Origin of the sequence: uncultured Kordia sp. (assembly GCF_947496985.1) — a bacterium.
Classification (GTDB): domain Bacteria; phylum Bacteroidota; class Bacteroidia; order Flavobacteriales; family Flavobacteriaceae; genus Kordia.
Window position 1 is genome coordinate 443,011 of the sequence record NZ_CANMEZ010000001.1, and the last position, 17,407, is coordinate 460,417.

Annotated in this window: 14 protein-coding genes; 11 read left to right on the forward strand and 3 right to left on the reverse strand. The window is 32.2% G+C overall.

Going from position 1 to position 17,407, the window contains the following annotated elements; translation table 11 throughout:
• Positions 1-300: 300 nt before the first annotated feature.
• Positions 301-2,676, reverse strand: coding sequence for a heavy metal translocating P-type ATPase metal-binding domain-containing protein (locus tag Q0828_RS02225; RefSeq protein WP_298417311.1), 2,376 nt, complete (start codon positions 2,674-2,676; stop codon positions 301-303).
• 103 nt (positions 2,677-2,779) lie between these two features.
• On the opposite strand from Q0828_RS02225, the gene Q0828_RS02230 reads away from it, so the two are divergent.
• The 6 genes from Q0828_RS02230 to Q0828_RS02255 all read left to right on the forward strand — a co-directional run bounded on the left by Q0828_RS02230 (position 2,780) and on the right by Q0828_RS02255 (position 11,871).
• Positions 2,780-3,457, forward strand: coding sequence for a Crp/Fnr family transcriptional regulator (locus Q0828_RS02230; RefSeq protein ID WP_298417312.1), 678 nt, complete (start codon positions 2,780-2,782; stop codon positions 3,455-3,457).
• Positions 3,458-3,992: 535 nt separating this feature from the next.
• On the forward strand, positions 3,993-4,733 hold the full coding sequence (locus Q0828_RS02235) for a hypothetical protein (RefSeq protein WP_298417313.1): 741 nt from the start codon (positions 3,993-3,995) through the stop codon (positions 4,731-4,733).
• 135 nt (positions 4,734-4,868) lie between these two features.
• A complete protein-coding gene (locus Q0828_RS02240; RefSeq protein ID WP_298417314.1) occupies positions 4,869-5,084 on the forward strand; it encodes a hypothetical protein in 216 nt (71 codons plus the stop codon).
• Positions 5,085-5,536: 452 nt separating this feature from the next.
• Positions 5,537-9,103: a hypothetical protein gene (locus Q0828_RS02245; RefSeq protein ID WP_298417315.1), complete on the forward strand. Its 3,567-nt coding sequence runs from the start codon at positions 5,537-5,539 to the stop codon at positions 9,101-9,103.
• 10 nt (positions 9,104-9,113) lie between these two features.
• A complete protein-coding gene (locus Q0828_RS02250) occupies positions 9,114-10,742 on the forward strand; it encodes a patatin-like phospholipase family protein (RefSeq protein ID WP_298417316.1) in 1,629 nt (542 codons plus the stop codon).
• A gap of 1 nt (position 10,743) precedes the next feature.
• Positions 10,744-11,871: a hypothetical protein gene (locus tag Q0828_RS02255; protein ID WP_298417318.1), complete on the forward strand. Its 1,128-nt coding sequence runs from the start codon at positions 10,744-10,746 to the stop codon at positions 11,869-11,871.
• Between the two features lie 72 nt (positions 11,872-11,943).
• Here the strand turns inward: Q0828_RS02255 and ssb are convergent, their stop codons facing one another.
• Positions 11,944-12,276, reverse strand: coding sequence for a single-stranded DNA-binding protein (ssb, locus tag Q0828_RS02260; RefSeq protein ID WP_298417319.1), 333 nt, complete (start codon positions 12,274-12,276; stop codon positions 11,944-11,946).
• Between the two features lie 253 nt (positions 12,277-12,529).
• Between ssb and Q0828_RS02265 the strand changes: the two genes are divergently transcribed.
• The 4 genes from Q0828_RS02265 to Q0828_RS02280 are packed head-to-tail and all read left to right on the forward strand — an operon-like array spanning position 12,530 to position 14,418.
• Complete coding sequence (locus tag Q0828_RS02265; RefSeq protein ID WP_298417321.1) at positions 12,530-13,063, forward strand: GNAT family N-acetyltransferase; 534 nt, start codon at positions 12,530-12,532, stop codon at positions 13,061-13,063.
• Positions 13,064-13,065: 2 nt separating this feature from the next.
• Positions 13,066-13,416 (forward strand): hypothetical protein, encoded by a 351-nt coding sequence (locus Q0828_RS02270; protein ID WP_298417323.1) that lies wholly within the window; start codon positions 13,066-13,068, stop codon positions 13,414-13,416.
• Between the two features lies 1 nt (position 13,417).
• Positions 13,418-13,723: a hypothetical protein gene (locus Q0828_RS02275; RefSeq protein ID WP_298417325.1), complete on the forward strand. Its 306-nt coding sequence runs from the start codon at positions 13,418-13,420 to the stop codon at positions 13,721-13,723.
• A 5-nt stretch (positions 13,724-13,728) separates the two neighbouring features.
• Complete coding sequence (locus tag Q0828_RS02280) at positions 13,729-14,418, forward strand: hypothetical protein (protein ID WP_298417327.1); 690 nt, start codon at positions 13,729-13,731, stop codon at positions 14,416-14,418.
• 1 nt (position 14,419) lies between these two features.
• Here the strand turns inward: Q0828_RS02280 and Q0828_RS02285 are convergent, their stop codons facing one another.
• Entirely contained in the window at positions 14,420-14,890 is a 471-nt protein-coding gene (locus Q0828_RS02285; RefSeq protein WP_298417329.1) for a CBS domain-containing protein, read from the reverse strand.
• Between the two features lie 147 nt (positions 14,891-15,037).
• Here Q0828_RS02285 and Q0828_RS02290 point away from each other — a divergent pair, with 147 nt between their 5' ends.
• A complete protein-coding gene (locus tag Q0828_RS02290) occupies positions 15,038-17,320 on the forward strand; it encodes a M28 family peptidase (protein ID WP_298417331.1) in 2,283 nt (760 codons plus the stop codon).
• Positions 17,321-17,407 lie beyond the last annotated feature (87 nt).

The following is a 17,407-nucleotide window of genomic DNA, read 5'->3' on the forward strand; positions in this document are numbered from 1 at the left end:
TGAAGTTATGGTTCAAAAGTACGTGCGTACAGTTTGCTAAAAAATGACATTTATCATGTTTTGGATATTATTCTTTGTTTGATTTAGTTTAGGATGATTCTTGATAAGAGGATGTGATATAGCTCCTATTCATTACTCTTTAAATAGCTTATTTTTGAGCTTTAATTTTCTTTTTCTTTACTTTCCAAAAAGATACTGAATCAAGTTCAGCACTGGCTTCAAAAATTCTTAACGAAACATGATTGCTGCACTTTGGAAAAAAGCAACATTTCACACATGAAAAATTATATTGCATTCATATTATCTTAGTTTTCTTCCAAGAAAAGAGGTGCAAATGGTTGTGAATACTACGATACTAATAGAACTTAACGGCATTAGTATTGCTGCAATAACAGGGGCTAATTGTCCCGTAATTGCAAAGTAGAGTCCGATAGTATTATAGATAAATGAAAGCACAAAACTCCATTTGATGATTTTTATTGCCGATTTTGAAGCCTTAATATACCGATCTAATTGATTGAACTTAGAAGCATCTAGTATTGCATCACATGCTGGAGAAAATACATTTACGTTTTCCGACAAGGCTATTCCGACATCACTTTGCGCCAAGGCTCCAGCATCATTTAAACCATCGCCAATCATGAGTACTTTTGCACCTTCATTTTGATGGTATTTGATGTATTCTAACTTGTCACCTGGTTTTTGATTGAAAATGAGTTTTGTTTTTGCTGGTAATAGCTTTTTCAAGTTTTCACGTTCACCTTCGTTATCTCCCGAAAGGATTGCTAAATCGTAGGTTTTCTTTAAATTATTAAACAGTTTTGATAAGCCTTTTCGATACGAGTTATAGAAAGTATATTTCCCCTTATAACTATCATTTGTACTAATGTGAACTGTTGTATTTAGCACACCTGATTCTTCGGTATGACCTACAAATTTTGCTGCACCAACTTTGATGTTTGTATCGTGATAACTTGCCGTCATTCCTTTTCCTAAGTGTTCTTCAAAATGATCGAGCGTTACAATATTGTGTTCGGCTAAAATACTATATAATGTTCTGCTTAACGGATGATTGGAGCTTCGCAACGTATTTTTTAACAATGTAGTTTCTACAGTTGATAATGCTTCTCCATCGTAACTTGCTGTGCTTTTTTGATTGGATGTAATGGTACCTGTTTTGTCAAATATGATAGTGTTTATAGATGAAAGTTGTTCTAAAACACTGGCATTTTTCACATAGAATTTTAACTTCCCAAAGATGCGTAATAGGTTTCCAAATGTAAATGGTGCCGCCAACGCAATTGCACACGGACACGCAATGATTAATACTGCTGTAAAGACATTCATTGCTTTGCTTGGATTGTAAAATAACCAAAAAGTAGTTGCAATAAACGCAATAGAAAGCACCGTGATTGTAAAGTGCTTACTGATTGTATTTGTTAAGGTTGTAAAACCTTCTTCTTTATTTTTATCAAATACTGCATTGCTCCAAAGTTGTGTTAGATAACTTTGCTCTACCGATTTGATCGCTTCCATTTCTATGACTCCTGAAGTTTGTTTTCCACCTGCAAATAGTTTGTCGCCTGATTGTTTTTGCACCGTTTCAGATTCGCCAGTAACAAAACTGTAATCTATTTGTGCATTTCCATTCAACAAAATTCCATCTACAGGAATCAATTCTTCATTTCTAATTACTAAACGATCGCCCTTTTCAATATCATAGACTTGTATCGGTGTTTCAATTCCATTTTCGATCTTAGTAACTGCAATTGGAAAGTACGATTTATAATCGCGTTCAAATGATAGGAATGAATATGTTTTTTGTTGAAAGAATTTACCTAGTAATAGAAAAAAGACTAATCCTGTAAGACTATCAAAGAATCCTGAACCAAAATCGAACATAATTTCTGTAGAACTTCTCACAAATAAGACTAAAATACCCAATGCAATTGGCACATCAATATTGAGCAATTTGGCTCGTAAGCCTTTAAAGGCTGAGATAAAATAATCTTGCGCAGCATAAAAAACTACAGGAAGTGAAAAGACAAACATTAACCAACGAAAGACAGGTTTGTATTGTTCTATCCAAAAACCACTGACTTGAAAATACTCTGGAAATGATAAAAACATAACATTCCCGAAGGCAAATCCTGCAATTCCAAGTTTGTAAATTAGTGTTCGATTTACTTTGTTTTGTCCGGCTGAATAATCTTCCAAACTAATATATGGTTCATACCCAATTTGACTTAATAGTAAAACCACTTTTTTCAATGAAAAAGTGGTTGCATTGTATGTAATTCGGACTGTTTTTTTTCCAAAATTTACTTGCGAAGCCGTAATTTCGGGTTTGAGTTTGTGTAAATTTTCAAGAATCCAGATACATGAACTACAATGAATATGTGGAATGTACAAGGTGACTATTTGCGTAGTTTCATCATTAAATTCTATTAATTTATCAATGATATTTTGCTCAGACAGAAAATCGTATTTCCCTTTTATTTCTGTGGGAATGGCGCCTGGCGCATCTTGTAAATCGTAGTAACTAGACAGATCGTTTTCAGAAAATAATTCATACACGGTTTTACAGCCATAACAACAAAATGATTTCTCTTCTAGTTGTATGACTTTTTCCTGACACGTATCTCCACAATGAAAACATGTAGTTTCGTTATTCATTTTATTGCTCATTTATACCTGTAACAAAGGTTACAAATGAATCGATTTTAAAATATGATATTTGTCATGCTTTTATTATTTAATAATTCTTTACTTCGTGGCTATGAGCAGATGTGAACAATGTATTGTAAGACAGTTTAATTCTTTGAAATCTTTAACCAAAGATGAATTGATTCGCGTTTCAGATTGCAAAACGTCCAAAGTCATCAAAAAAGGGCATTTGATTTTTAATGAAGGAGACACTATTAATGGCGTATTTTGTGTGCGTGAAGGAATTTGTAAGTTGACTAAGTTGAGTGCCAATGGGAAAGATCAGATTGTAAAATTAGTAGTAAAAGGCGATTTACTTGGACAGCGCTCTTTAATAAGTGAAGAAGCTACAAATTTGAGCGCTACTGCGCTAAATGATATGCAAGTTTGTTTTATTCCGAAGAAAGAAATTATGCGCGATTTACATGAAAACACTAACTTTTCTATGGATGTATTAAAAACCATGGCAAAAGATTTAAAAGAAGCTGACAATGTGATTGTAAACATGGCGCAAAAATCTGTAAAACAACGACTTGCAGAAACCTTACTTTATATTTACACAGTTTTCGGAACTACAGAAAACGGTATGTTAACTATTGTGCTTTCAAGAGAAGATTATGCTAATATTGTGGGAACTGCTACAGAATCTGCCATTCGAATTTTATCTCAGTTTAAAAAAAACGGCTTGATTTCTACCAAAGGCAAGCAAATTAAAATTGAAAAATTGGAAGCATTGAAGCGTGTTTCTTAACTCCCATATCTTCAATAAATACTTCTGTTTTACTTTTTTTAGAAAAATAAAAAGTTACTATTTTTTCGTAACAAATATTTAAAAATGACTCTTGATGGAAAAACGTCAACATTCCTAATACGTATTTAAAAATTTAGGAATTCATTTTAAATCATTAACAATGAAAAAAAAACTAACCTCATTACAACTTAACAAAAAATCCATTTCCAATTTATCTGTTACAACAGTAACAGGAAAAGGACCGCTTACAATTAATCATGCTTGTAATGATATTTCTAGAGATTGTGTTCCTACTGTTTTAGTTACAAATAACGCCTGTGGTTATACTTTTGACCATGTTTGTGTTAATTTTACTCGACGTAATGATTGCTTAGACACAAGATTAAGATCTGTATGTTATTGCTAAAAATTAATCTTAATACAAAGCGAGCCAAAGTTCGCTTTGTATTTTGTTATTTAAAGTCACTTCCCAGTATATTTAAAATATTTTCCAATCTTTTTCCTAACTTTAAAAGCACAAAACTAACACTATCTTATGGAAATAGATACGCACACGTTAAAAAAGAAACAACTTAAAGAAACGATTATTACCATTGCTGTCATTGTAGCTTTAACTGCTATTGCAATTTTCTTTTTACGAAGTCATGCTGAAGATGAAGGAAGAGAATTAATGCAACCTATGGATGAAGTGAGCGAGTTACACATTAATGAAGGCATTAAAAACTGTGTTCTGATTGATGATGAACAATCACAACGATTGATTATTTTGAACAATGCTTTGCAGAAGTATAAAGAACAGCACGAAATTACTTTTTTGAAATTGTATGAGTACCATTTTACTTCCTCCACCTTATTTTTAGTATTTTCTATTTTATCAGCATTGGCATTATTTTTAGTGACTCAAGAAGGTTGGAAAAACACTTCTCACTTTATTAAAACATTGTTTCTTGTATGTACAGCGATGGCGTCTTTCTTTGGCTTATCGTTAAGTACTTTTGAACAAAAAGTAAGTATTCATCAAAATGGAAATGCTTATATTGATTATGATAATTTACAAAAGAAATTAAGAAACTTCTGTGCAACTTCAATGACTATCGAAGGAGATTCAATCTCTTTTGATAAATTACATTCTCAAATTATGAATGAAGCCAAAGGTTTGCATGGTTTTTATTTAGAGTTTGACACTGAAAGTGTTGATATGGCTAATACCTTCAGTTTAGATTCTACTAATAAAGAAAAGAAGAAAAAAGAAAAAGAGAAGGCTGGTGAAGAATAGTTCTGTAGAAAAATATTCAGAAGCTTAAAACGTCATTTCAGCAAATAATTTACAATTTAATGAGTAGGTTAATTTATTCTTGTGTAGCGGATGTCGAAAAGCTTTTAGAGTAGACACAACCAAATTCAATTCACAATGAAAATATCTTCCTTAGCAGCTTTTAAGCAAACAGGAAAGCATGCAATTCCTCAACACAAATTGCATACAATTTCAGGAGGAACTGAAACCACTTCTTCAAGTACTAGTGAAGAACCTGTATCAGATCCTATTCCACCAGCAACTACGCATACAGATCCACCTCCACCAAAAGTGACTATTTATAGAATAGACGGAGAGTTCGTTTATACCTGATATATTAAAAATGGTTGATTCTTAAGAGTCAACCATTTTTCCTTTTAACTATGCTTTTATATTCTTACAAGCAGTTAAACACTACTAAAATTCCTTATACATATACTTCAATTTCTTTTTGTTTTAAGACTTGCTGCAAAGACAGGAGTCTTGGATAAATTCACCTTATTTACTATCATTTTTTCGCATCTTTGATCTGATTAATAGTTAGATATTACTATTTGAAAATGGATGTATTGTAAAAAAGTAATCGTTTCTACACATATAATAAGCGTTTACACAAAAGAGTCGACTCTACGGACACTACATTTTTCATTGGTTAGTTTTTTCAGGTTCCATGAATAATCTATTCCTTCTAATCTAAAATCTTCTACCCAACATATGGGTACAAATCACAGATCAAATCATCATTTGATCAGGGCAACTATTATTTAATTTTAAAAATTTATCACATGGCAGAAACAAGTTTTGTCCCTTTAGATAAAAAAGCTAAAGGAAAATCGAACATATTTAAGTTTGTAACACTTAGAAATCCCGAATCAGTAAATCCTGAGGAGGCAAGTAAACAATTAATTTATCATCCAGACATCAGTGTAAGTGCTTTTGTTCCTGACGGAGCCGATGCGCAAAAAAAAGGAAGCTACAGCAGTTTATCAAAAGTAGCAGCTACTTTTATACCTATTGATTCTGTTGAAAATGTAAAAGCTATTAACCAAGATCTATACAGTTTTGCTGATTGGCTATTTAGAAACAGAAATACTGTTGACGCAACAGCTTCTGATAAAATAAAGTCGTTAGATATTTTAACACAAGCCCAAAGAATTACTGTATGGGATAATTTATTTTATTATGTAATCAAAAACGAATCTCCTTATATTAGAGAATCTTTATTAATGCTTCTAATCGCTGATAATTTTGTAAAAAAACTTTCTGCATTAGTCAAAACTGACACTGACGCTAAAATGTTGGCAAGTGCAAGCATTGTTATTCCTAAGTTGATTCTTTCAAAACCTCAAAAAGTAGTTCAAGAAAATGCTAATACTATTGAAAAGTCGCTTTCTTATAATACAATTGATGAAGATGAAATCAATGACAATTTAAAAAAGTATGAAATTGCTATAACAGAGTTACAAGAGGTTAATAGACTCTATATTGACGAGTTAAGTAAAGTTGATATTAGCTCACTTGAAAAAACTGTTGAACCAAATACTGATGGTGATGATGTTATGGCATACGCAAGCGTTTCAAAACAAGACATTATTGCTAGTGTTGGAAATCCTTTAGCAGAAAATGAATTACAAAGTAAAGTTTCAGCAGATACATTTGCTATTGCAAAAGAGCTACAACTTTCAAGATTCAATGATCCCGTAAAAGCAATTAGTATTATTGAAGAAGAAATGATTCGTTTGAGTGCCAATGCTTTTTCAAATAAATCATTAACTAAAAAGCAAAAAATAGTTGGCGGTAGTATTATTGAATACAAAGAAAATTCATCAAGTTCAAGTACGTTTCAAGAAGGTTGTTTTCCAACAATTGTTGATCAAGTAGGTATCTTTGCTGGCACTATTTCAAGTACTGTTGACCCAACTCTTGCGAGTAATTTTATTCGTTCTACTGTTTCTGGAATTGGGAATGCTGGTGGTGCTTCAGAAGAAGTAATGGCAGATTATGGTTCATTAAGTTTTTCTATAAGCAAAGTTCCTTCTGGCAGAGGTTATTATGTAGGGTTATCTGCTCAAAACACAGATGCTAATATTAATAGTATAAAATACGCAATCCGAGTTAATTCGCGATTTGATAGTACAACTTCAGCATCAACTACAATTGCCAGAGCATACATTAATGGAGTTTCAACAGGAGATTTCATTAAAGTAAAAAGTGGCGACCAATTAAAAATTGCTAGAGTTGACACAATTGAAGGAACAAAAATTGTCTTCAGTCGTTATCGCCCTTCTACAGGTTTACTATCATTGATTCACAAAGCAGATGACCTTTCACCAACAACTGACTTAGAACCTTTATTATTAGATTTTGCTTTTACTAGTGCAGATCAAATATTTCATTCTATCTACTTTGATCCTTGTGGAGGTTCTAGCGGCTCTGGCGACGGTGATGGAGAACCAGGTAGTACTGATGCACAATGCTCAGGAGTAAAAAACTTAGGGATTTCTGATTATATGCGTGTTGAACAAGAAATTTGTTGTTACACTCCTGGAGAAGTTTCACATATTGAAAACATTCTTCAAGGAGAATACAAAGAACGGTCTACAAGAAGATTAAGAAGACAAGAAACTACCACTACTTTTGAATCTGAAAATACGACAGAAAAACTTCGTGATACTACCACAACTGATCGTTATGAAATGGAGCAAGAATCTGCTTCTGTTATACAAGAAGATACTGCTTTTGATGTAGGAGTAACAGCTACTTCTAAATTAGGTCCTGTAAACCTTACGGTAGATTCAGGCTTTGCAACATCAACTTCTACGACAGATTCAAATTCTCAAGCAGTTTCATATGCAAAAGAAGTTAGTAGTAGAGCGTTAGACAGAGTTGTCAATAGAGTTCGTGAAGAACGAATTACAAAAGTCATTGAAGAGTTTGAAGAAAACAATCTTCACGGATTAGACAATAGAAGTAATTCTGAAGGGCACGTAACAGGAATTTATCGTTGGGTTGATAAAATCTATAAAAATCAGGTTGTTAATTACGGAAAGCGTATGACCTATGAATTTATGATTCCTGAACCCGCAAAATTCCACTTATGGGCAATGGCAAATGGTGATGTAGCCAACGATTTTGAAGCACCTGAAGATCCAAGAGAGCACGGGCTTCCTAATCATGAATCAATTACTGAAGAAAACTATGCACAATGGGCATCCGCATACGATACTAAGGTGAGTCCTCCTCCTGCAAAATATATAGAAGTTATGGAAGGATATGCCGAAACCCCAGATTCTTTAGGTTCATTTAGTAAATCATACAATTCACTTCAATTACCCGAAGATTATATTTTAGAAAGTATTGAACTTGATGGTAGTCATGCATGGAACACAGATCATGCTAGTAAAAAGTTTATTTCTATGGCAGTTGCTGATGAGTTTTTCTCAACAACATCTGGATTTAAATCAATTACTGGTTATAAACAAAAAAGTTTACCAATTTCTTTACATGCAAGTTTCATATCAACTTACTTCTTCAATGTAACGGCAAAACTTACCAGAAAGTCAGCACTATTAGACCAATGGAAAATTGATACGTTCGCAAAAATCATGGAAGCTTATCAGCAAAAGAAAGCTGCGTATGAAAATGCAATTGCGGAGGCAAAAGCACAAGCTTCATTAGGAATTCAAATTCAAGGAAACAATCCATTATATAACAGAATGACTGAAAAAGAAGAGCTCAAGAAGAGCTGTTTAAATTGGTTAGAAGTTAGTATTGGTAATGGTCATTATGGAACTACAAGTCCATGTGAAGATGTAACTGACATGCCACAAATGCAAACTACTGAAAATCTTGCTTGTTATGCTCAAAAAGCAAAATTCTTTGAACAAGCATTTGATTGGGATATTATGACCTATTTATTCTATCCGTATTTCTGGGGACAAAAATGCAACTGGAAAGAAATTTACAAGTTAGATGACAACGACCATATATTCAGAGGCTTTTTGCAAGCAGGAATGGCACGTGTTGTAGTTCCTGTAAAACCGAATTACGAAGCGGCAGTAATGTACTACATAGAAACTGGAGAAGTATGGAACGGCGGAGAAGTTCCGGTACCGGGAGATCCATTATATGAATCTGTACTTACAAGTTTAGAAGATCAAGAACCTACACCTGTTGGAGATGCTTGGGAAACACGTGTACCAACTTCGCTTAATATCTTACAAAAAGATGCAGGAGCCATTGATGGTGACGGATTACCATGTAATTGCGATGATTACACTGGCGACGGAACTGGCGGAAGTACCCTTAGTGGAAATGCTAATGACGGAGTAGGGAATTTTATAATATCTTAAAAAATAAGTAATGGCAGAAGAAAACCTTAAAAAAATAAAATATCTATCATTTGAAGGTGGTGGTGGTAAAGGAGTTGCATATTTAGGAGCTGTCCGAGGATTAGAGAAAAAATTTAACGGAGGTAAATTACCCTTGTTTAATCTCTTACAAAGAACTTTATATAAAAAAAATGATAAAGAGCTCAAAAGGAGAGTAGAAACATACATTGCTCCTGAAGATCAAACTAAAAAAAACCTAGTAGGTGTCTCAGGGACATCTGCTGGGGCCATTACGGCTTTTATGTTAGCTATGGGAATGAGTTATAATGAAATGTATGCAGTCTTTAATACTCCTGATAAAGTATTTAATAAGCAGTTTTATATGAAGATAAAAAAACCGTTTACAATACCTCCTCTTCCAACACCGATACCCACAATTCTAACTCCTCCTTATACAATTGATTCGAGTTTATCTTCTGATACTATTCCTATCAGTTTTTTTGAGCAATTATTTGAGGAATATAAAGATTATCCTGTTACTCGAATGTGGCAAACAGCTTTAAAAGATGATAGATTAGAAGGAAAGTTATCTTATGTTAAGCATAAAGATTACTCCGCTAATTTAGGTAGTTCATATCTCCAACTTGGAGGTCTTATAGAGAACTTTTTAATTGATAAAAAAAATGATCCTATCACACGGAAAATTTTTGATATCAATGCTGGAAAACATATTTATGGATTACTCCATGGAAGAGGAATATTTTCTGGTGCAGCTGCTCGAGAAGTTATTTTTTCATCCTTAATGCGAAAATTTCTTTTTGAGAAAATAGGGGTAAGAAATAAAGATCCGAAAAAAGTAACTTTTGAAGACTTCTTTTTAATGACAGGTGTTGATTTAGTAGTTACTGGCACAAATCTTTCCACACAAGAACCTAAACTATTTTCTATCTATCACACACCTGATTTTCCTGTCATAGAAGCTGTAAGTATTTCAATGAATCTTCCTTTCATTTTTAGGCCTGTTTATATAAACGGTCCAGTAAAGTTCTATAAAGATCCTGATTATAATTTATCTTATAGAGGATTGTATTCAGATGGTGGAATTATTACGAATTTACCGTTTCGTGTTTTTTACACACTTAAAAACATTAGTATTTCAAAAACACAAGCTGGAGTCAAAAGAGAAGTTGTAAAGGAAATTCCTGTCTGTGCTTTTGATTACGAAGATCGTTTTAACACTAAATATTCTGAAAGAAAATGGACTCTAGGTTTTATACTTATAGATCAATCTCCTAAGGAGATTGATCAAGAAAGAATTTTCACAAATGAGCTTAAATTTAGAATAAAAGATGACGCTTTTAACTTATACAATGCATTCTTCTTTAGAGGTTCGAGTGGACAGTTTGATAAAGAAGAGAGGATAACTCGAAAAATTGAACTTAATATTACTGGTTTACACCTTACAGATTTTGCTTCAGCAAATCTGAATGATGTAAGAAATAATATGGCAGAATACAGAGAAAAAGAAGAATATAGAGATGAATCTGGAAATATTCGATATAAAATTGTTGATCGTAAAGAAAAAATGTCTTTATTAAAGAAAAAAAGAATCGAAGAAGCAGAGAAAAAAACCTCTGATCATATAGAAGACTTTTTATAAAATGAATAGAATTATATACTTGATACTTGTTTCTTTATGTCTACAAACCGCTTGTAGACATAAAGAAACAAGTAAAAAAGAAATAGAGGAACTTTATCAAAAATTCCTAGAGAAAAAAGTACCTAAGCTAGATATTGATTTGAAAGTATGTAATGATTGTTATTCTATGCATGAAATACGGCAATTTGAACAATCACTTGGAGCATTAGAAATAAAACTAACAGCAAAAGAACTTGTTGATATATTCGTTACCTGTTATCCGTATACGAGAAGTAATAATTTTAACTATGGAGACTTTTCTAAAAACTCATATTCTAATTGGTTAAATTTAAAGAAAATTATACGTCCTGATCAATATGTGATTTTTCAGAGACCTCTTACTAAAAATATGCCTTTTAAGCATATAATTATATATTCAACATATAATAATGTTATTAATATTGAGTTAAAAAACGGTGAAAAATCTAGTAAAGGTTCGTATAAAATGTTTAGCAAGTATTTTTTTAAAATTTATGAAACCGATCAGCATTTAGACACTAATTTCCCATATAATGATACCCCATACTTAGACTATTCAAAATATAAGAGAGAATTTTCTATCTACTCATATATTGGAGCCTATATGAGTCTATACAATCAGTTAGAAGCTAAGGAATATCTATCTAAAGAAATGAAAAAACATGCTTTTCGTTATGAAGAATATCATGGATATAAAAAAAAGAAACCTTTTAAACGACTTAATTTTTTAACAGCAACAATCGAATCTAGAGAAACAGAGTACATTAAAAAAAATTATAAAGCTGATGGGGCTAACTATTTTTATCAAGAATCTGAGATTTTTCATGAAATAAATAGATTACATTGGGTAACCTCTGAAAACTTCAATCATTATGGTGAATATTCCCAACATCAACAAATTTCTTTAGATTATGCTAATTGTAAAGAAACTCAAAACTCGCAAACATTAAAAGATATTGCTATTTACCTAAAATTTGGACGAGATGAGATGCGTAATAAAGAATGGCTATCTTTTTCATTTGAAGAAAAATTACAACGTTTAAACGAAGAAGAACAAAAAAATCTACTTCAACTCAAAAGGGATACTGCTTTTACGATTATTGATATTTAAGAATAAACTATAAATAGCAGTTGATTCCGAAAAAATCAACTGCTTTACAGACCCGCATTAGATTCCAAGAATCTATTTCCCCAGCATTAATAACTCATTCACAACAACTTCTGTTACGTATCGTTTTTCACCTTCTTTCGTTTCGTACGAACGATTGGTTAACTTTCCTTCAATAGCAATTTCTTTGCCTTTGACTAAGTATTCTTCAACGATTTCGGCAACTTTATTCCACGCAATTAGATTATGCCAAAAGACATTTTCAATTTTCTCACCTTGTGCATTTTTATAAGTTTCATTCGTTGCTATTGAAAATTTTGCAAGCTTCTTTCCATCTTCTAAAGTCATGATTTCTGGATCGTTTCCTAAGTTTCCAATTAACTGTACTTTGTTTCTAAGCGTATTCATAATTTCTATTTTTAAATATTACTAGTATTTTTAGTGATCGAATTGTTTTTGTAGTTCGACAATGCAAATATGAATCGACTCACAAGTTTTATTCGGTTTTGAAGCATTTGCTTTCGTTTACAAATATTTGTAAGCGTTTGTAAACGAATAAATCAACGTTTATTGCTATTTCTCTACACTTATATATTTTTTTTCGTTAAATCATTCTTATTTAATATTTTGTAGTCAAAATCAACAGAATTTTAAAAAACTCATGGATATACATATAGAAACTGAACGACTCCATATTCGCGCACTAGAAGAAAGTGATTTGGACGGTATGTTTACACTCGACTCCGATCCGGAAGTACATAGATATTTAGGCAATAAACCCATTACACATACAGACGAAGCATTAAAATATATTAAAGACATCCGTAAACAATATGCTAAACGCGGCATTGGTCGTTGGGCAGTTGAAATCAAGGAAACTGGTGAGTTTATCGGTTGGGTTGGATTGCGTCTGTACACAGATTATACTTTTAATAATCATACAAATTTTTATGATATTGGCTATCGTTTACAACCTAAATTTTGGGGAAAAGGATACGCTACAGAAGCTTCCAAAGCATGTTTAAACTATGCTTGGAATGTACTAAAACTCGACAAAGTATACGGAATTACAGAAATGGGAAATGAAGCCTCGCACAAGGTGTTATTGAAAATTGGCTTGACATATTTAGAAGACTTCTACTATGAGCCAGAAGATATGATGTTACGTTGGTATGCTATCTCAAAACCTAAATAATCATGGAACAAAAATGCTTGGAATGTAGTGATGATTTTAAAGGAAGAGTCGATAAGAAGTTTTGTAGTGATTATTGTAGAAACGCCTACAACAACCGATTGAATAAAGACGGGAAAAATCTAATCAGAAATATAAATAATCGTCTTCGAAAAAATTGGCGCATTTTAGAAAATCTGAATGTGCATCAAAAAACAAAAACGATCAAAGCAAAACTTTTGGAAAAAGGATTTGATTTTAGTTACTTTACTTCAATCTATACCACAAAAGCTGGCGCTACTTATTATTATGTGTACGATCAAGGATATTTAGTGTTGGAAAATGATTATTATTTGTTAGTTAAAAAAGGGGCTTAGTATGAAAAAAGGCGGACGTATTTTAATATTTGTAATCATTCTGGCAATTGCTGCATTCCGATTTTATCGTAAGTATGACAAGCAACAGCAACAAAATACAACTACAGAGCAAAACATGGAGTTTATAAAAGCTGCTCAAAAACAACAAAGAGAAGCAGCTTATAAAGCACAGCAAGAATTAGCTCAAAAGAAACGTGATTCTGCTTTTGAAGCACGAAAAAAAGAGCAAGATGAACAAATAAAGCAGATGCGTGAAAACGTAAAAAAACTTCAAGAAGAAGAAAAAAAGAAATCACAAACTAACTAATACATATGGACATTTCTGAATTTATTATTCCAGGACTTTTTATTCTAGGCGTTGCCGTTTTAATTATTGTTGGTATTTATTTTAGTGATAAATATCGTATTTTACGTCAACTAAAAAAGGTACGCAGAAAACGAATTCAGAGTGTTCGTGAAAATGAATATGTAAAGATTGTTGGAAAAGCAAAACATGCCGGCGCACCTTTAATTGCTCCGCTAAGCAAACGTGAATGTGTATACTACAAAGTGGAAATTGAAGAAAAAAGAGGTAAAAGTTGGCGTACAATGGTTAATGATGTTCTTTTTAATGACTTTTTTATCAATACGGGAACCGAAAATGCAATTGTAAACATACAAGCACAAGCAACAAATAGTAAACGTATTCATTTAGTTACGGATCACTCATTAAATTCAGGTACATTCAAAAACGCTACACCCGAAATAGAAAATTACTTAGCGCTAAAAGGGAATAAAAGCACTGGTTTTTTAGGTATGAATAAAACTCTTCGTTATAAAGAAAGTATCATTGAACTTGATGAAGAAATTGCTGTCATGGGAATTGGCAAATGGAAAACAATAGACACACCAATTGACGGTTATTCTGACTCAAGAGTTTTAACACTTACAGGTTCAAAAGAACAAAAACTACTTGTGACTGATGAACCAAAAGCAATGAAACGTGTAAAAAGACAGTTATAAGTTATTTCCAGTTTTGTCCTTTCAAATTAATTGCAGCTTTTAAAATATCTTTTTGACTTATTTGTCCAACTAATTTTCCATTTTCAACAATTGGGAAACGTCTTCTTTTAGATTGAATAAACTTATTTGCGGCATCAAAAATGTCCAAGTTACCATCAATTGTTTCTACATCTTTTGCCATATGCGCTTCAATAGTATTATGCTCAAAAGGCATGTTATAGTAACGACTGTCCGAAATTTGCTTGATGCAATCTCCTTCCGAAATAATTCCGATTAATTCATTTTTTTCATTGACAACTGGTCCTCCAGAAATTTTATGTTGAATCAATTTTTGAATCACCTCTTCAACAGTTTGTTCTGGTTTAAAAGTGATTAAATTTGTTGTCATATAATCACTCACTTTTAGTGCTTCAATTTTGTTTGTACTATTGGCTTGTTCTTTTCGAGCTCCTTGAAAACTTTTGATTCCCATAACTTTAAACGATTTGGTGATTACTAAAGTTACTCATTTTTAATCAGTTAACATAAATCTATTTTAAAATTATTCATAGCTTACAAATATTTAATATCATTTACTCTGTAGTTTTTCTTATTTTTAGAAAACTTAACTAGCAACCTTATGAATAATTTAAAACCTCGCTATACACTTTTATCCTTTTTAATAGTTGCTTTGGCAATTTATTTTAGTTTCAAAATGATAATGCCACAAGCAACCGTAGAAGGAAAAGTAGCAAAGACCGAATTTTCTACAGTTCGTGCATTTGCTCATGTAAATGAACTTGCTAAAGAACCGCATTATGTAGGTTCAAAAGCACATGCTACCGTCAGAAATTATATAGTTACGGAACTTACAAAACTAGGTTTACAACCAGAAGTTCAAGAAGGTTTTACACTTGATGATTGGGGAAATATTTCCAAACCTAAAAATGTTTTAGCTAGAATCAAAGGAAAGAGTAGCAATAAAGCGCTTTTAGTATTGTCACACTACGATAGTGATCCACATTCTGCAGTTGGCGCAAGTGACGCTGCAAGTGGAGTTGCAACTATTTTGGAAGGAATTAGAGCATTTTTAGCCAAGAATGAACAGCCTGAAAATGATATTATCTTGCTACTTTCTGATGGTGAAGAACTAGGTTTGAATGGTGCTGAATTGTTTGTAAATAAACATCCGTGGGCAAAAGATGTTGGTTTAGTCCTAAATTTTGAAGCGCGTGGAAGTGGTGGACCTAGCATTATGCTATTGGAAACTAATGATGGAAATGCAAAACTTATCAAAGCCTTTAAAGACGCAAATCCACAATATCCTGTTGGAAATTCATTAGCATACAGTATTTACAAAATGCTTCCGAATGATACTGATTTAACTGTTTTTAGAGAAGATGGAAATATTCAAGGATTCAACTTTGCCTTTATTGACGATCATTACGATTATCATACAGAAAACGATACTGTTGAAAATTTAGACTTCAATACATTATCACACCAAGGAACATATTTGATGCCTTTACTTGACTATTTTTCAAAGCAAGATTTGACACAAATGACAACTTCCGATGATTTGATTTATTTTAATACACCTCTCGGATTTCACACCTATCCTTTTTCTTGGATTTTTCCTATGTTATTTTTAATTGTACTCTCTTTTATTGCTATAGTTGCCTATGGTTTAAAGAAAAAAATGCTCTCTTTAAAAGGAATAATGCTAGGATTTTTACCTTTTTTAGCAACACTTGTTATTAGTTGTACAGTAACTATTGTTAGTTGGATGTTTATTAATTGGTTGTATCCACATTATGCAGAAATTCAACATGGATTTACCTATAACGGTTATACCTATATTTATATGTTTGCGTTTCTAGCAGTAGGAATTGCTTTTTATAGTTATCATAGACTTGGAAAAAATAATACCGCTGCTAACTTAAGTATTGCACCCATATTCTTTTGGATTGTTATTGCCACACTTGCAGCACTATATTTAGATGGCGCAAGCTTTATAAGTATTCCTATCATCTTAACGTTAGTATCCTTAACATATTTAATTTTTAAAGATAAACAACCTCCATATATACTACTCCTGACGCTTTTAGGAGTTCCAGCTATATTTATTTTAGTTCCTTTTATTAAATTATTTCCTGTCGGATTGGGCTTAGATATTATTGTTGTTGTCGCTTTACTTGTTACTTTAATTATTGGTTTATTAATGCCAGTTTTCGGTTTATACAAACGTAAAAAATGGTCCGCATATGTATTCTTTTTGGCAACACTTGTTACGTTTTTTATAGCACATTTACAATCTGGATTTTCAGACACGCAACAACGTCCTAATAGCTTGGTATATATTTTAGATGCAGATACAAATACAGCTACTTGGAATACATATGATTTAACATTGGACAATTGGACAAAGAATTATATTAAAGATGAAACAAGTATTTCTGAGTCAAAAGACGTCATGGATAGTAAATACAAAGCTGGATTTACATTTACACAAAAAGCACAAGTAAAACCAGTTTCTATGCCCAATGTAGAAACCACAAAAGATACTATTTACAATAATTTAAGACATATTGATATAAAAATTAGTCCACAACGAAACGTGAATCGCATGGAAGTTTTTAGCAATGAAACTAAGTTTTTATCATTGTCGATTAATGGGCTTACTGTTGAAAAACTTAATAATCGCTGGAGACGTTTAGCTAGTTATTATGTTTCAGATAATGAACCGTTAGAAATGTCGTTTACCGTAACTCCAAACACAAAACCAGAATTGATTTTATATGAAGCTTCTTTTGATTTAATGACGAATCCATTGTTTTCAGTTCCTGAACGTGCTAAAAACATGATGCCAAGACCGTTTGTACTAAATGACGCTGTTTTAGTGAAGAAAACAATTAAGTTTTAGTAGATCTATTCAATATAAAATCACTTTCCTGTTCGAATGAAGAATAGAAATAAAAAAAGCCTGAATTTTCATTCAGGCTTTCATTTA

Bases quoted from the DNA above. Each gene is read 5' to 3' on its own strand.
- Q0828_RS02245 (WP_298417315.1), top strand. From the start codon at position 5,537: ATGGCAGAAACAAGTTTTGTCCCTTTAGATAAAAAAGCTAAAGGAAAA.
- Q0828_RS02275 (WP_298417325.1), top strand. From the start codon at position 13,418: ATGAAAAAAGGCGGACGTATTTTAATATTTGTAATCATTCTGGCAATT.
- Q0828_RS02285 (WP_298417329.1), bottom strand. From the start codon at position 14,890: ATGGGAATCAAAAGTTTTCAAGGAGCTCGAAAAGAACAAGCCAATAGT.
- Q0828_RS02250 (WP_298417316.1), top strand. From the start codon at position 9,114: ATGGCAGAAGAAAACCTTAAAAAAATAAAATATCTATCATTTGAAGGT.
- Q0828_RS02235 (WP_298417313.1), top strand. From the start codon at position 3,993: ATGGAAATAGATACGCACACGTTAAAAAAGAAACAACTTAAAGAAACG.
- Q0828_RS02230 (WP_298417312.1), top strand. From the start codon at position 2,780: ATGAGCAGATGTGAACAATGTATTGTAAGACAGTTTAATTCTTTGAAA.
- Q0828_RS02240 (WP_298417314.1), top strand. From the start codon at position 4,869: ATGAAAATATCTTCCTTAGCAGCTTTTAAGCAAACAGGAAAGCATGCA.
- Q0828_RS02270 (WP_298417323.1), top strand. From the start codon at position 13,066: ATGGAACAAAAATGCTTGGAATGTAGTGATGATTTTAAAGGAAGAGTC.
- Q0828_RS02290 (WP_298417331.1), top strand. From the start codon at position 15,038: ATGAATAATTTAAAACCTCGCTATACACTTTTATCCTTTTTAATAGTT.
- Q0828_RS02280 (WP_298417327.1), top strand. From the start codon at position 13,729: ATGGACATTTCTGAATTTATTATTCCAGGACTTTTTATTCTAGGCGTT.
- ssb (WP_298417319.1), bottom strand. From the start codon at position 12,276: ATGAATACGCTTAGAAACAAAGTACAGTTAATTGGAAACTTAGGAAAC.
- Q0828_RS02255 (WP_298417318.1), top strand. From the start codon at position 10,744: ATGAATAGAATTATATACTTGATACTTGTTTCTTTATGTCTACAAACC.
- Q0828_RS02265 (WP_298417321.1), top strand. From the start codon at position 12,530: ATGGATATACATATAGAAACTGAACGACTCCATATTCGCGCACTAGAA.
- Q0828_RS02225 (WP_298417311.1), bottom strand. From the start codon at position 2,676: ATGAATAACGAAACTACATGTTTTCATTGTGGAGATACGTGTCAGGAA.